This window comes from Actinomadura montaniterrae, from assembly GCF_008923365.1.
GTDB lineage: Bacteria > Actinomycetota > Actinomycetes > Streptosporangiales > Streptosporangiaceae > Spirillospora > Spirillospora montaniterrae.
The window spans coordinates 1-15,079 of the sequence record NZ_WBMR01000222.1 but is presented as its reverse complement, the minus strand read 5'-3'; the positions used below and the strand labels follow the sequence as shown (position 1 = coordinate 15,079).

Genomic DNA, 15,079 nt, shown 5'->3' with positions numbered 1-15,079 from the left:
CAGAGGCTCCAAAGTCACGGGTGGACGAAGTCCATCGCGTAGCGACGCCGAAGGCGCCCTTGACTTTGGAGGGGCGGCCCCGTACGCAAGCGCCACCCCACCACCCGAACACCCCTCTTGTGATTTTCCGAGTATCCCTCTTGCCGTCCTCCCAGCACCGTCCCGCCCGAGCTCCCGAGCGCTCACGCCTGAGCGGCCGCCGACGTGCTGGCGCCACAGACTTTTACGGCCTCATAGGTCAGTGATCGGATCCGGCTACCGAGAGGTCACCCACGGCGTCGGCGTAGTAGGCCGACTCTGCCACGTGGAATGCGATCTGGCGGAATGTCCAGCCCGCACCGGGGGATCGGTCGAGCTGATCCGGGGTGAGCGCGGTCAGGCGGGCGGCCCAGATCTGGCTGAGCCTGGTGAGTCGACTTCTGGCCTCGTCCAAGTCCTGGTCGGTGAAGGGGGCCAGGTCGGCGGGGGTCGTGCTCGCTGATGCGTGCCAGCGGTCGGGGGTCGTGGGGCTGCCGGCCAGCCGTGCTTCCACCTCGGCCAGGTGGTCGATGAGGTGATCGGTGACTCGGCGGATCGCCTTGTGCGGGGTGTAGAGCCGCTCGTCGGCGTGCATCGGGCGACCGTCCCAGTTCGTCCAGGTGGCGGCCAGGTCGAGGACGTGGTCGATCATTGAAGTCACGACCAGCGCCGGCTCCCGATCGTCCGTGGTCGGAACCTCGTCCGACATTCTCGGCCTCCAGTTCAATGCGTCACGTGGTCGGATAGGGCTGGCCTGATCCGGCGGAGACCGAGAACGGCTCCGGTGCGCAATCTAGGCTCCGGACATCTCGATGCCCGTCGAAACATGGATGCGCGGGCGCGAAGTGGGCAGGCGGCGGGCGTGGACGCAGCGGGTCTCACATGTCCGACGTGCTGGCGGTGCGTCGTCCGGTGGTGCGCTTCGGTGGCTCGCAGGGCCGGGGCGGGGACGGTGTGTGGTGGGCCCAGGGTGGGGTCCAGGTTCCGGGGGCGGCGGGTGGTGAGCCTAGGTGGGCGCGGAGTGCGGTGAGGGCGGGGTGCGGGTTGTCGCGGTGCCAGATGAGGGAGTGCGGGTAGACGGGCGTCGGGTCGTGGACGGGGATGCGGCGCAGGCCGTGGTCGGCGGGCCAGACGAGGCGGGTCCGGTCGCCGACGAAGGTGGCGAGGGCGGCGGAGTCGGCGATGGCGTCGAGGAGCGGTTCGAGGCCGAAGGGGGCCGAATGGTGAGGCCGAAGGCGGCGGCGAGGTCGTCGTAGAAGGCGGCCCATTCGGTGCGGGAGACGATGCCGGGCATCCAGATGTGGTGTCCGGCGGGGCGGACGCGGCGGGCGGCGGCGAAGGCGTGGGCCGGGCCGGTGACGAGCTGGACGGGTTCGTCGAGGACGCGCGCTGATGCGAGGCCGGCGGGGAGCCGGCCGGGGGCGGTGAGGGCGCGGAAGGATGCGTCGATGGTGCCGGCGGCGACCGCGTCGAGTGCGGCGACCGCGTCGAGTGCGGCGGCGTCGTCGAAGAGGGTGACGACGTCGAGGGGGTGCCGGGGCGGGCGCGGTGGAAGTCGCGCAGGAGGCCGGCGGGGGCGAGGCAGCGGCCGATCACGTCGACGCGGAGCGCGCGGCGGCCGGAGGCGAGGGCGCGTTCCTCGGCCTGGAGGAGGGCGGGAGAAACGCCTGCCCGTCGATGGTGAGGCGGGCTCCGCGGGCGGTGCGGGTGAAGAGGCGAGGTCCTTCTCGAGGGCGGCGATGCGCTTGGAGACCGCCTGCTGGTGATGGGCGGCTCTGCCGCGGCGTGCTGGAAGCGGCCCGTGTCCGCGGCGGTGGCGAGCGTGCGCACGGATTCGGGGCCACGTCGCTGGAGCTCAACTAGTGGAACGAATCATTCCGTTCTGTTAGAGTGGGGAGCCGCGAGAGAGGGGACATCATGGCCGACTTTCCCAAGGCGCCCGAGGGGTACGGCACGGTCACGCCGTGGATCGTCACGCGGGACACCGCGGCGCTGATCCGATTCATCGAGGACGTGTTCGGCGGCGAGGAGCTGAGCCGGATGGAGGTGGACGGGCGGATCGGGCACGCCGAGGCCCGGATCGGCGACTCGATCGTGCTCATGTTCGACTCGCCGTTCCCGGTCGAGACGCCGGGGCTGCTCCGGCTGTTCGTGGACGACGCCGACGCGGTCGTGGAGCGCGCCGTCGCGGCGGGCGCGAGCGTGGTCACCCGTCCGACCGAGCTGTTCTGGGGCGACAAGGTCGGGCGCGTCCGGGACCCGCTGGGCAATGTGTGGTGGATCCAGGAGCGGCTCGCCGAGCTGACGCCCGAGGAGATCGGCGAGCGCGCGATGGATCCGCGGTTCGCCGAGGGTATGGCATACGTGCAGGCGAGCCTGGGGCCCGCGCTTCCGGCGTGATCCCTCAGGCGAGGACGCGGCCGCCGTTCCAGGTGACGCCGACCTGGCGGTAGTAGGCGGCGATGGGCTCCTCGACGGTGAGCCGGGACAGCTCCTCGGTGGGGGAGTCGAAGAGCCGCAGGTCGGCGTCGCCGGTCCAGGCCTGGCCGGCCTCGAAGGCGGCGCCGCCGGACTCGATCAGCTCGTCCAGGGCCGGAGGGCGCCCGGGTTCGATGGACGGCAGGTGGCGGTGGTGGGCCATCGGGTGGCCGTTGACGAAGCCGTTGGTCTCGGACGGTTCGCGCAGCGTCACGACGGCCTCGGCGAGGCGGCGGTCGGCGGCGGCGAGGGTGGCGCCGAACCGTCCGCCGGGGGCGATGCGCGGGGCGCCGCGGCCGTAGGGGTGCGGGCGGGTCTGGTGGACGGAGCCGAACTTCTTCGGGTAGCCCTGGTGCAGGCCGCGGGCGATGGCGAAGTCCTTGTCGACCCAGATGTAGACGCAGCGGGAGTACGTCCGGCCCTCGAACGAGCAGCGGACGACGACGAAGCACTCCTTGTACTGGGCGCGGACGGGGTCGAGCAGCTCCTCGGCGGAGTCGGAGCAGGACTGCCAGTCGGCCCAGATGATCGCGACGGCGCCGGGGTCGTCGGGGGCGGGGGCGAGGGGGTCCGGCAGCAGTTCGGCGACGCGGGCGGGGTCGGTGCGGTACTCGACGGTGAGCAGGTCGCCCGAGTAGTGCCAGGGCGGGCTCGGGATCAGCGACGAGCGGCCCGTCGCGGTCTTCGGGTGCAGGAATCCTCGCACGTGCGCCACCGGGACCTCCATTTCGTTTGGGCCCATACGATAGGCCGCCCGCCCGGTTTTGTCACTCCGCCCCTGGTGATCGAGGTCTGGGCGGCGGGACTCTTGTCAGGATCCGATGGCCGCCATATGGTTTGAGCCCAAACGAACCCGGAGGGGAGCGAGCGAGTGAGCCGACAGGAGCCCGCCGCCGGCGCCGAGCCGGTGCAGGACGCGGTGCGCCGGCTGACCGCCGGCGGCGTCGACGTCGTCCGCGTCCAGTACCCCGACCTGATCGGCGTCGACCGGGCCCGGGACGTGCTGGTCGAGCGGCTGCCCGCGGTCGCCGAGCACGGCCTGTCGTTCTGCCGCGCGATCTACCACACCAGCCCGCGGGGCGACGTGGTGGACGTCGCGGGCGGGCTCGACGCGGGGCTCCCCGACATCTGCGTGCGCCCCGACCTGTCGACGCTCGCGGCGCTGCCGTGGGAGCCGGGCGTCGCGTCCTGCCTCGCCGACGCCTACGAGCCCGGCGGCGGCGAGTTGTGCGCCGAGGGCCCGCGCGACGTGCTGCGCCGCGCCGTCGCCCGGATGGGCGAGATCGGTCTCGAACCGGTCGCCGGACCCGAGCTGGAGTACTACCTCTGCGAGCCCGACGACTCCTCGCCCACGGGATGGCGCCGGTACGGGGACGCGCCCGGCAACGTCTACTCGTCCGGCCTCAGGGGCGACCCCGGCAACCACCTGCTGCGGACCCTCCGCCACCTGCGCGACCTCGGGCTCGGCGTGACGATGGGCAACCACGAGTTCGGCGGCGGCCAGTTCGAGATCAACCTGGACCATTCGGGTGCGCTGGACGCCGCCGACCGCGCGTTCCGCTTCAAGTCCGCCGTCCAGGAGATCGCCCGGACGGAGGGCCTGCTCGCCACCTTCATGACCAAGCCGTTCAACGACGAGGGCGGCTCCGGGTTCCACGTCCACCTGTCCTGCCTGGACGCGGAGGGGCGGAACGCGTTCGAGGGCGACGGCGAGCACGGCCTGTCGGAGACGGCACACCAGGCGGTCGCCGGGGTGCTGGAGCACGCGCCCGCGCTCGCCGCGCTGCTGAACCCGACGATCAACTCCTACAAGCGGTTCGGGCCCGACACGCTCGCGCCGTGGCTGATCGACTGGGGGCTCGACAACCGCAGCGCGATGGTGCGGATCCCGCCGGAGCGGGGCGCCGCGTCCCGGCTGGAGGTCCGGCTGGGGGACGCCTCCGCCAACCCCTACCTCGGCGTCGCGGGCCTGCTCGCGGCCGTCTACCTGGGCGTCCGCGACAAGCTCGACGCCCCGCCGCCGCTGGAGGGCTACGGCTACGACGCCGCCAAGGCGCCCGTCCTGCCCGGTGACCTGACCGCCGCGCTGGACGCCCTCGAAGCGGACGAGGCCCTGACCGGCGTGCTCGGCGAGCGGTTCGTGTCGGCGTTCCTCGCCTACAAGCGGGACGAGGTCGCGCGGTTCCAGCGGCACGTCACCGACTGGGAGTTCCGCGAGTACGCCTACCACCTCTGAGGCCACCTGTAAGGCCACCCACAAGGAGCATGCGCGTTGACCGGTGACACCTTGGCCGTGGACCTCGCGGACCCCGGCAACTTCCTCGACGACGAGACGCCCTGGCGGATGTTCGACGCGCTGCGCCGCACCGAGCCCGTCCACTGGAACCCCGAGTCCGACGGCGGCAGCGGGTTCTGGTCGCTGACCAGGCACGCCGACGTCGTCGCGGTCGACCGCGACCAGGAGCGGTTCACCTCGGAGAAGTTCGTGAACCTGGAGGAGGTGGACGAGCGGCAGGCCGAGATCCGGCGCTCGCTGCTGGAGACGGACGGGCCGCGCCACAACGCGCTCCGCCGCGTCCTGCAGCGCGAGTTCACGCCGCGCGCCGTCGCCGGGTACGCGACGTTCCTGCGCGGCCTGACCGCGCGGACGCTCGACCGGGCGCTCGCGCACGGCACCTTCGACTTCGTCGCGGAGATCGCCGCGGACTTCCCGATCAACGTGCTGGCGCGGATGCTGGACGTCCCCGACGGCGACACGCGGAAGCTCATCGACTGGGGCAACCGGATCATCGCCAACACCGACCCGGACTACGCGGACGTCCTGCTGCACAGCGAGGAGAGCGAGCGCTACCGCGACCTGCCGTTCCGCAGCCCGGCGTCGCTGGAGGTGTTCGAGTACGGGCGGGAGCTGGCGGCGAAGCGACGCGGCGGGGCGGGCACCGACCTGGTCAGCCGGCTGGTCAACCAGACGCCGATGGACGGCGTGCCGCTGTCGGACCGCGACTTCGACAACTACTTCCTGCTGCTGGTCGTCGCCGGCAACGAGACGACCCGGCACGCCATCACGCACGCGATGCGCGCGCTGATCGAGCATCCAGAGCAGGCGGAGCGGCTGCGCGAGGAGCCGGAGCTTATGCCGGTCGCGGTGGAGGAGTTCCTGCGCTGGGCGTCGCCGGTGTACCACTTCCGCCGCACCGCGACCCGCGACACCGAGGTCGGCGGCACCGCGATCCGGGCGGGCGACAAGGTCGTGCTGTGGTTCGCGTCCGCGAACCGCGACGAGGACGTGTTCGCCGACCCGTACCGGTTCGATGTGACCCGGACCCCGAACGACCACATCGCGTTCGGGAAGGGCTCGCACTTCTGCCTGGGCAGCGCGCTCGCCCGGCTGGAGATGCGGATCATGTTCGAGGAGCTGCTGCCGCGGCTGGCGGACGTGCGGCTCGCGGGCGGGATCCGGCGGGTGCGGTCCAACTTCGTCAACGGGATCAAGGAGATGCCGGTGACCGTCGCGCTGGCCTGATCACCGGCCTGATCACCGGCCCGGGTCCCGGCTTGATCGTTTCCCGCGTGTTATGTCCGGGGACGCTGCCATACTGCCCGCCATGTCCCCGCAGCTCCCGGCAGACCCCGCGCAGTCGACCCTCTACCTGGACTGGGTCGGGGAGGCCGACCCCGATACCGCGCCCGACGCGGAGAAGCTGTTCACGACCGTCCGTACCGGGCTCGCGCGCGCGTACGCGCGTCCCGGCCGGTTCCTGGACGACATGAAGCGGGAGGTGCGCCGCCTGCCCGCCGCGCACCTCCCCTGGTTCTGGGACACCGTCGGGCACCGGCTGATCCGGATCGCGCCCCGGCACGCCGCCACCGCCTACGCGGACGCCCGCGACGCCGAGGCCCGGCACGCGCTGCCGGTCGACGCCCAGTACCGGGTGGACAACGCCCTCCTGTTCGCGGGCGGCGGGGCCATCGGCGCCGCGCGGATCCGCGAGCACCAGGAGTGGCTCGCCGCGACGTACCCGGCCGACCGCGCGCACCGCGAGTTCGCCCGGTTCGTCGCCGCCTGGGGACGGGCCGGCGCCGCGCCGCCCGCCGACCTGCACAGCCGCGTCCGCAGGTCGGCGAAGGCCGCCGGGCTCGGGCTGTCCGAGGACGCGGAGATCCTCGCGCAGGCCCTCGCCGACGCGCGCGGCACCGCCGTCCCGGACGGCGTGCTCGACGGCGCCGCGAGGGTGTTCGCCAAGGCGCCGCCGCCCGCCGCCCTGCGCGCCGGGCTCGCGGAGATCTTCCCGACCGGCGCGGTCGACGGGTCCGCGTGGCTGCGGATGCTGGACGCCGCCGGCATCGTCGACGCGATGGCGGACGGCGAGGTCCGCCCGTCCGGCGGGCTCGCGGGCTGGCTCAGCGCGTTCGCCGCGCACTACTCCTACGTCCGCGTCGCCTATGGCGGCATCACCGCCCAGCCGATGCCGGACGAGCTGTACGCCGTGCTGCCGCGCCTGGCGGCCCGGCTGCGCGCCGAGGCCGTCCCGGTGCGGCTGCACGAGTCGCGCTACGGGGGCGTCCGGCCGTTCGACGCCGACCTCGTCGACGCGTGCCTCGCCGAAGGCGTCGCCGTGCACGACCTGGGCGAGGATGTGCGGCTGAACTTCTGGGGCGAGAAGTCCCGTCGCGACCTGAAGGCGCTCGCCGCCGACCCGGTGTTCGGGCCGCGGCTGGAGGGCACCGTCCACGCGAAGCTGCGGCAGGGCACCGCGATCTCGCGGCTCCCCGAGACGCCCGGCGTGGAGAAGGCCGTCCACGAACGGATCGGCCGCCAGATCGATCGGGTCGCCGAAGGCGGGGTCGCCGCCGCCGAGCAGGCCGTGGCCGTGCTGGAAGGCCTGCTCGACCCCCCGACGGCCGCCGCGCTGGACGGCCTCGGCGACGCGCTCGCCGGGCTCGACCTCATCGTCCCGCTCGCCCGCACGCTCCGCGCCGGGATCGTCGCCGAACTCGGCTGGCCCGCGCTGGACGAGGCGCTCGCGGACCTCGGCGGGCCCGTCGCCGGCGTGACGTGCACCTGGCCCGTCCTGACCGTCTACGGGCGGGGCCGGGCGATCGCCGTCGACCACGCGGGACGGCGCGGCGAGTGCGCGTTCCCCCTCCCCGAGGGGACGACGCTGCACACCGTCCACTACGCGGGCGGCGACTTCCTCATCGGCTGGTCCGAGCGCGAGCACGCGAGCGCCGCCACGCACGCGTTCTGGGCGAGCGCCCCCGGCGACGTCTTCGAGCCCGCCGTCAACTACGGGCTGCAGGCCTGGCGCGGGCCGCAGCAGGGCGCGCTCGGCTTCCAGCTCGAGGCCGGCGGCGGACGCTTCGACGGCGAGCGCGTCCTGCCGCCCGGAGGCCGGGAGGGCATGGGCCGCCGTGAGCGGCAGTTCTCCGACGGCTCCCGCATCTGGAGCTCGCCGAGCTATGCGCGCTCGCTCGGCGACTGGACGGTGCTCGACCTCGCGTCCGGCGAGCAGCGGCCCGCCGGCGCGCTGCCGGACTTCTTCGCCGCCGAACCACCCGGCGACGACGGGGCGTGGGACTTCGACCAGTGCAGCCTCGTCCGGCTCCCCGACGAAGTGACCGGGTCGCCGCTCGGTTCCTCCGGCGGCCTCGCCGGCTTCCGCGTCGCCGAGCGGGAGGCGGAGCGCGGCCGGCCGCCGTCCGGCTGGACGATCGAGGGCGTCGACGGCCGCCGCGGAGGGCTCCGCTACACCAAGAACGGCGGCACCCCGTGGGGCGTCCTCCGCATGCCCGGCGGCCCCGATCTGGTGATGGCGTCGGTCCGCTACAGCGCGATCAGGGAGATGCGCTGCCACGACCCGTCCGACGGTTCGCTGCTGTGGGAGGGGCGCCCGTTCCCCGGGGGCGAGGCCAAGCCGTGGCCGGACCGCAAGGACCGGCCGCAGCTCCCGCCGCCCGCCTTCTGGCACTTCCTCGCCCCGCGCGACGCCGCCTCCTCCGCGGCGCTCCGCCGCACCAGCGAGGAGACCGCCCGCATCCTGCTGGACGCGGCGCCCTCGCCGGAGGCGGTGCGGGACGCGCTGGCCCGCGAGTTGCCCGAGGTGACCGACCCGGCGATCGTCGCCGGGGTCGTCGACACGGTGCTGCGCGCCGCGGCCGCGCTGGGCCGCCGGCGTGCGCTGTCGCGCCGCGTCGAGGTGATCCGGTCCGGCGCGCGGGTGCGGCCGCCCGCCGAGACCCCCGACCCCGACCTGGACGACGCGCTGCTCGGGCTGCTGCCCGCGCCGCCGCTGCACGCGAGGGAGGAGCGGGCGCCACGGCCCGCGACCGTCACCGCGATCGCCGCCGACGGCCGGTTCCTCGACGGCGCGATCGACGAGACCGTCCGGCTGGTCAGCCCGCCCGCGCGCCCCCTCGACTGGTCGCCGCTGCTCGGCGCGATCGACGCGGCGGCGTGGCGGCTCGTCGCACCCGGAACCCCGGACCGGGACCGGGCGGCCCTCGCCGCGCTGCTGCGCACCTGGGCGGACCAGCCGTTCGCGCGCCCCGGCACCTGGCGGCGCGGCTACGCGACCGGCGCGGCCCTCGCCGGGCTCGACGCGACCGTCATCGTCGGCGTGGTCCCGTCCGCCGACGGGCCGATCGACCCCGAGCGCGCCTACCGGTTCGTGCAGCGCGCCGACGCCCCGGAGCCGGCCGGCGCGAAGAAGACCGAGACCGTCACCGTCACCCGCGACGACGCCGCCCGGCTCCGCCGCCTCCTCGACCTGTACGACCGGCACGGGCCGCTCGCGCCGGACAAGGACGCCGTCGCCGCGTTCACGCGGGGCACCGGCGTCCGCCGCGCGATCGCGACCCTCGTCCTCGACGGCCTGCCCCGGCGCGCCTACGTGGGCGGCGACGCCGGCACCCGGTTCGACGCCCACGAGAAGATGCTGCGGACCAAGCCGTACTCGGCGACCAGGCAGATCGCGCGGGAGGCCGAGGACCTCTCGAGCCGCCTCGGCGTCCCCGGCCGGCAGCGCGTCGTCGCCGCCGCGCTGCCCGGCGACCCCGCCGAGCTGTGGGAGGAGGGCGGCTTCGCGGCCGCCGCCGCGCGCATGGCCGAGGCCTGGTCGGGGCTCCTCGGCCGCCGCGCCGCCGTCGACGAGGACCTCGTCGCCGACCTGGAACGCGGCTTCGGCGGCGCCGACCAGTGGGCCACCGTCCTCGCCGACCCCGCCGCGTCCACGCTCGCCGCCGACGACCTGACCTGCGTCGTCGCCGACCGCGAACCGTACGGGATCGGCGTCCACACCGTCTCGCCCAGCGGCACGGCGAGCCCGCGGGGCCTGTACGGCGACCCGTACGACCCGCTCGCGTCCGTGCTGGTGTGGGCGCTGACCGAGCGCCCCGTCGGCGATCCGGCGACCCCCGGCGCGGCCGCCCTCGCCGCGCGGCTGGAAGCCCGGCTGGCCGCGCCCGGCCTGCTGTTCCCGCTCGGCGAGCTCTCCCTCGGCGACACCGAGCGGCGCAGGCTGCTGTTCGGGCCGCACACCCATCCGGTCCGCCGGGTGACCGCGGGCGAGGTGCCGGCGGAGGCCGACGCGTCCGCCCTCGCCTTCGACGACGGCCTGCTGATCGTCGACGGCCGGCAGCGGCGGGCGTCCGTCGTGCTGCGCCCGTCGGCGCTCGCCGACCCGGCGGCCCGCGCGCGCTTCGAAGACCTCTGCGCCGACCACGGTCTGCACGAGCTGCTCCGCCGCGTCGACGCCGTCCGGGCGCGCGCGGACGCCGTCGCCGGCATGGCGGCCCGCGCCGCCGCGACGCCCGTCCCGCCCGGCGGCTACGAGGCGAACCCGCTGCTCAGCGTCCCCGACCTGGTCGCCGAGGCCGCCGCCGAACTCGGCACGAGCGAGGACGCGGCGGCGCTCTACCTGCAACTGCTCACGCTGCTGCGCCCGACCGACCGGAACGTCCGCAAGTGGAACGGCTGGACGGCCGCGCGGCACAAGGCGGCCCAGGCGGAGCTCGTGGACCGCGCCCTCGTTCAAGAGGACAAGCGCGCCCGCGCGGGCCGCACCGCGTTCATCCCCGGCGAATGGCTCGCGCTCAAGGCCCCCGAACTCCCCGTCGAGACCGCGAAGCTCGCCGCCCACCTGGCCAGGGCGGGGCGCGACAAGACCGCGGGCGGGCCGTTCCTCCGCCTGCTGCCCCCGCGCCCCCTCCACGAGATGTTCGAGAACGCCTGGACGGCCCGCCGTCCGACCTAGCCGCCGCCGCTACGCGTAGGGGTCGCCCGCCTCCAGCGCCAGCCGGCGGATCTCCTTGAGGTCGTTCTGGGTGTAGTCGGCGGGCAGCTCGATGCCGAGGCCGAGGAACACCCGCCTCATCTCGTCCGGCGTCGGCTGCTCGCCGAGCCGCAGGTGCTTGACGGTGTCCAGCGGCAGCCGCTTGGCCTGCTGGAAGCTGACGTGCAGCTCCGACTCCCAGCACTGGTACGTCGGCGTGCCGCTGTTGATGACCAGCGCCGGGAACTCCGGGCCGCGCTGGGTGAAGACCAGGCAGCTGGTCGACATCTCGTAGCGCAGCAGCGAGTACGCCGACGACAGCCGGATGTCGATGTCGAGCATCTCGTAGCGCTGCTGGTGCCAGCAGCCGGCGAGGATCGTCGCGAACAGCTCGCGCCGCGTCTCCTCGACGGACCAGGCCTGCTCGGGCGCGTCCTGCGCGGTCGCCAGCCGCTGGTGCAGGCCGACGAACCGGCCGCACAGGTCCGGGTCCATCGGGTCGAGGATCTCCAGCCGGAACTCGAGCTTGCGCCGCAGCGGACGCGCGGTCCGCACGCACTCGGGGAGCGTGACCGCGCGGACGTAGGCGCCGGTCGCGCCGCGGAACCACCACACCCGGGTGTCGCGGCGCGCCTCGGCGAGCACCCGGTTGCAGTCGGCGCCGCTGACGACCTGCACGTCCGGCTGCCGGCGCAGCCCGTCCGCCAGCGCGTTCACCGACTCCTGGACGAGCTCGCCGCGGGTGTCGCCGCGGGCCCGGTCGCGCAGCAGGACGATCGACACGACCGCGAGCGTCGCCATCGTCGCGCTCTGCACCACGCTGGTGGACGCGATGCCGGTGACGTCCAGGCCCAGGATGACCACGGCCAGCACGAACGCGACGCCGACGTCGACGTAACCCGTGAGCAACCTCCAGAACCGCTGCATCCGCCCGCTCCAGTCACGCTCCGCCACCCGGCCGCGACGATCCTAGCCACCCCGCCCGACCACCAGAACCCCTTGCCCGCACGGCGTTCCGGCCGTCCCGGGCCGCCGCGGGCGCGCACCGGGGAGCCGAAGGGGCTTGACCGAATCGTGTTCGGATGGGTGGGGTTGCGGGGGTACGGTGTCCGGAACGTCCGAGTGGTTGGAGGGTCGATGCCGCAGCTCGCCGAAATGGTCCCGCCGTCGGTCGCGGGCGCCGTGCTCCGCGCCGTGTACGCGCTCCCCGATCCGGTGCGGCGGCTGATCGCCGGGCGGCCGGTGGTGCGGGACGGGCAGCGGCTCGCGCTGGACGCGCAGCTGCTCCTGCTGATGACGCGGCTGGAGGGCGCGAGCCTGACCGGGGCGACGCCGGCGGAGGCACGGCAGGGCCTCGCGCGCGGGCAGCAGTACATCAACCGGCTGCCGGAGCGGCCGGTCCGGACGCGGGACCTCACCGCCGCCGAGACCGTCCCGGCGCGGCTGTACGAGCCGAAGGGGCTGGCGGAGGGCTCGCCGGTGCTGGTGTTCTTCCACGGCGGCGGCTGGGTGATCGGCGACATCGGGACGCACGACTCGGTCTGCCGGTACCTCGCGGTGAACGCGGAGGTGCGGGTGCTTTCGGTGGACTACCGGCTCGCGCCTGAGCACCCGTTCCCGGCGGCGGCGGACGACGCGCTCGCGGCGTACGCGTGGGCGGTGGAGAACGCGGCGGCGCTCGGGGCGTCCCCGGACGCGATCGCGGTCGGCGGCGACAGCGCGGGCGGGAACCTCGCGGCGGTCGTCGGGGCGTTCGCGGACCGCAGGCCGGACTTCGCGCTGCTGTTCTACCCGGCGACCGACATGTCGGTGCGGCGGCGGTCCCGGGAGCTGTTCGCGGACGGCTTCTACCTGACCGACGCGGACATGGTCTGGTTCAGCGACCACTACTGCCCGGACGTGGCGCGGCGCACCGACCCGAAGGCGTCGCCGCTGCTCGCGGACGACCTGAGCGGGTTCCCGGCCACCTACCTCGTCACCGCCGGGTTCGACCCGCTGCGGGACGAGGGGGAGGCGTTCGCGAAGCGGCTGCAGGAGTCCGGGGTGCGGGTCGCGCTGCGCCGGCAGGAGGACCTCATCCACGGGTTCGCGAACATGTGGGGGCTCGGCGGCCGGTTCCAGGAGGCCCTCTCCGAAGCGGCCGGGGCGCTGCGGACCGGCCTCCTCTGACCCGCAAAGGCCCGCCCCCGGGGCGGGGGCGGGCCCATGAGCGCGGGGATCAGAGGGGGAGGCCGGTGAAGATCATGACCTTCTCCTCGGTGTAGTCGGCCATCGCCGACCGCAGCCCCTCGCGCCCGACGCCGGAGTCCTTCACGCCGCCGTACGGCATCTGGTCGGCGCGGTAGGACGGGACGTCGCCGATGACGACGCCGCCCACGTCCAGCTCCCGGTGGGCGCGGAACGCGATGTCGAGGTTCCGCGTGAACACGCCCGCCTGCAGCCCGAACTTCGAGTCGTTGACCAGCGCGAACGCCTCGTCCACCCCGTCGACGGGCTGGACCAGCATGACCGGCCCGAAGACCTCCTCGCGCGCCACCTTCGCGTCGGCGGGGACGTCGGCGAGGATGGTCGGGGCGTACGTCGCGCCCTCGCGGGTGCCGCCCACCAGGACCTTCGCGCCCGCCGCGACGGCCTCGTCCACCCAGGCCTCGACGCGCTCGGCGGCGTCCTGGCTGACCAGCGGGCCGACCTGCGTCTTGTCGTCCCACGGGTCGCCGGTGACGAGGGAGCCGACCTGCTCGACGAGCTTCGGCACGAACTCCTCGTACACCGACCGGTCGACGTAGACGCGCTGGACCGCGATGCAGCTCTGCCCGGCCTGGTAGTTCGAGAACAGCCCGATCCGCTTGGCGGCCCAGTCGAGGTCGGCGTCCGGCAGCACGACCGCGGCGCCGTTGCCGCCGAGCTCAAGGGTGACGTGCTTGCGCGGCACCTGGTCGTTGATCGCCCAGCCGACCGGCACGGACCCGGTGAACGACACGATCGGCAGCCGCGGGTCGTCGACGAGCGCGGACGCCCGGTCGTTCGGGACCGGCAGGACGGAGAACATCCCGGCGGGCAGGTCCGTCTCGGCGAGCAGCTCGCCGAGCAGCAGCGCCGACAGCGGTGTCGCGGGCGCCGGCTTCAGCACGATGGGGGTGCCTGCCGCGATCGCCGGGGCGATCTTGTGGGCGGCGAGGTTCAGCGGGAAGTTGAACGGCGAGATGCCGAGCACCGGGCCCTTCGGCACGCGGGTGATGTACGCCATCCGGCCCTCGGCGGCGGGGTCGGTGTCCAGCCGCTGGGTGGTGGCGCTGAACCGGCGGGCCTCCTCGGCGGCGAACCGGAACGTGGAGATCGCGCGGGTCACCTCGCCGCGCGCCCACAGCAGCGGCTTCCCGTTCTCGCCGGTGATCAGCCGGGCGACCTCCTCGGCGCGCTCGGCGAGCCGCGCGGACACGTGCGCGAGGGCCTCCGCGCGCACGTGCAGCGGGAGCGCCGCGGCCTGCTTGCGGATCGCGTCGGCCGCCGCGACCGCCTCTTCCACCTGCGCGGGCGTCGGCACGGCGGCCGTCCCGACCACCCGGCCGTCGTAGGGGTGCGTAACGGTCAGCTCACCGTCACCGGTCTCGGGGCGACCGGCCAGCCAGAATGGGGTCACGTTCATGACCTCACGCTATCTCCGGCGGGCCGGATGGCGAGTCTCCAGGACGGCCAATCGCGCCGCCCTCGTTGGACGTGACGGCCAGTGCGATCCACAGTTCGGCGCGGGCGGCGGGGTCGTCGAGATCGCGGCCGAGCAGCTCGGCGGCCTTGCGGATCCGGGACCGCAGGGTGTGCCGGTGCACGCCGAGCGCCCGGGCGGCGGCCTCGCCCTGCCCGTTGGCGGCGACGTAGGCGCGGACCGTCCCGACCAGGTCCTCGGCGGCCAGCGGGGCGAGCAGCGCCTCGGCGAAGGCCCGCGCGGCCTCCGGCTCCAGCAGCCCGAGGACGCCCTGCCCCGGCAGGTCCGCGTGCCGCAGGACGGGCCGTCCGGTGCGGCGGGCCGCCGCGAGCGCGTCCTCCGCCTGCCGCAGCGCCCCGGCGAGGGCCCCGGCCCCGGCGTCCGCCTCCTCGAGATCGCTGACGCCGATGGGGCCGGTGCCCGCGAGAAGCGCCGTGACCGCGCCGGTCAGTTCGTCCGGGACGATCACGGCGGTGCCGCCGTCGAGCGGCGCGGCCAGGCAGCGCTCCCCGGCGGGGTCGGTCTCCAGCGCGTCGATCACGGCGCCGCCGCCCGCGCAGGCCAGCACCCGGACCGGTCCGCGCGGCACGGCCGGGCCGGCGGCGGGGAG

The 15,079-nt window shown here is 74.6% G+C and carries 11 protein-coding genes; 5 read left to right on the top strand and 6 right to left on the bottom strand.

The window, feature by feature from the left end; translation table 11 throughout:
* Positions 1-238 precede the first annotated feature (238 nt).
* Entirely contained in the window at positions 239-727 is a 489-nt protein-coding gene (locus F9B16_RS41815; protein WP_151545806.1) for a DinB family protein, read from the bottom strand.
* 169 nt (positions 728-896) lie between these two features.
* A complete protein-coding gene (locus F9B16_RS53160; RefSeq protein ID WP_225992417.1) occupies positions 897-1,286 on the bottom strand; it encodes a hypothetical protein in 390 nt (129 codons plus the stop codon).
* 649 nt (positions 1,287-1,935) lie between these two features.
* Here F9B16_RS53160 and F9B16_RS41805 point away from each other — a divergent pair.
* Entirely contained in the window at positions 1,936-2,418 is a 483-nt protein-coding gene (locus tag F9B16_RS41805; protein WP_151545805.1) for a VOC family protein, read from the top strand.
* A 4-nt stretch (positions 2,419-2,422) separates the two neighbouring features.
* Here F9B16_RS41805 and F9B16_RS41800 read toward each other — a convergent pair whose 3' ends face one another.
* Positions 2,423-3,211, bottom strand: coding sequence for an acetoacetate decarboxylase family protein (locus F9B16_RS41800; protein WP_151545804.1), 789 nt, complete (start codon positions 3,209-3,211; stop codon positions 2,423-2,425).
* 156 nt (positions 3,212-3,367) lie between these two features.
* Here F9B16_RS41800 and F9B16_RS41795 point away from each other — a divergent pair, with 156 nt between their 5' ends.
* The 3 genes from F9B16_RS41795 to F9B16_RS41785 all read left to right on the top strand — a co-directional run bounded on the left by F9B16_RS41795 (position 3,368) and on the right by F9B16_RS41785 (position 10,748).
* Positions 3,368-4,732, top strand: a complete 1,365-nt coding sequence (locus F9B16_RS41795) for a glutamine synthetase family protein (RefSeq protein ID WP_225992416.1) — start codon at positions 3,368-3,370, stop codon at positions 4,730-4,732.
* A gap of 36 nt (positions 4,733-4,768) precedes the next feature.
* Positions 4,769-6,019 carry a cytochrome P450 gene (locus F9B16_RS41790; RefSeq protein WP_225992415.1) on the top strand — a complete coding sequence of 417 codons (1,251 nt, stop codon included), beginning with the start codon at positions 4,769-4,771 and terminating at the stop codon, positions 6,017-6,019.
* 82 nt (positions 6,020-6,101) lie between these two features.
* Positions 6,102-10,748 (top strand): hypothetical protein, encoded by a 4,647-nt coding sequence (locus F9B16_RS41785; RefSeq protein WP_151545803.1) that lies wholly within the window; start codon positions 6,102-6,104, stop codon positions 10,746-10,748.
* 9 nt (positions 10,749-10,757) lie between these two features.
* Here F9B16_RS41785 and F9B16_RS41780 read toward each other — a convergent pair whose 3' ends face one another.
* Positions 10,758-11,720, bottom strand: coding sequence for a hypothetical protein (locus F9B16_RS41780; RefSeq protein WP_151545802.1), 963 nt, complete (start codon positions 11,718-11,720; stop codon positions 10,758-10,760).
* 183 nt (positions 11,721-11,903) lie between these two features.
* Between F9B16_RS41780 and F9B16_RS41775 the strand changes: the two genes are divergently transcribed.
* On the top strand, positions 11,904-12,935 hold the full coding sequence (locus F9B16_RS41775; RefSeq protein ID WP_225992414.1) for an alpha/beta hydrolase: 1,032 nt from the start codon (positions 11,904-11,906) through the stop codon (positions 12,933-12,935).
* A gap of 49 nt (positions 12,936-12,984) precedes the next feature.
* Here F9B16_RS41775 and F9B16_RS41770 read toward each other — a convergent pair whose 3' ends face one another.
* Positions 12,985-14,412 (bottom strand): aldehyde dehydrogenase family protein, encoded by a 1,428-nt coding sequence (locus tag F9B16_RS41770; protein WP_151545801.1) that lies wholly within the window; start codon positions 14,410-14,412, stop codon positions 12,985-12,987.
* A gap of 4 nt (positions 14,413-14,416) precedes the next feature.
* On the bottom strand, positions 14,417-15,079 hold a 663-nt coding region (locus tag F9B16_RS41765), incomplete at its 5' end, for a helix-turn-helix domain-containing protein (protein WP_192809247.1).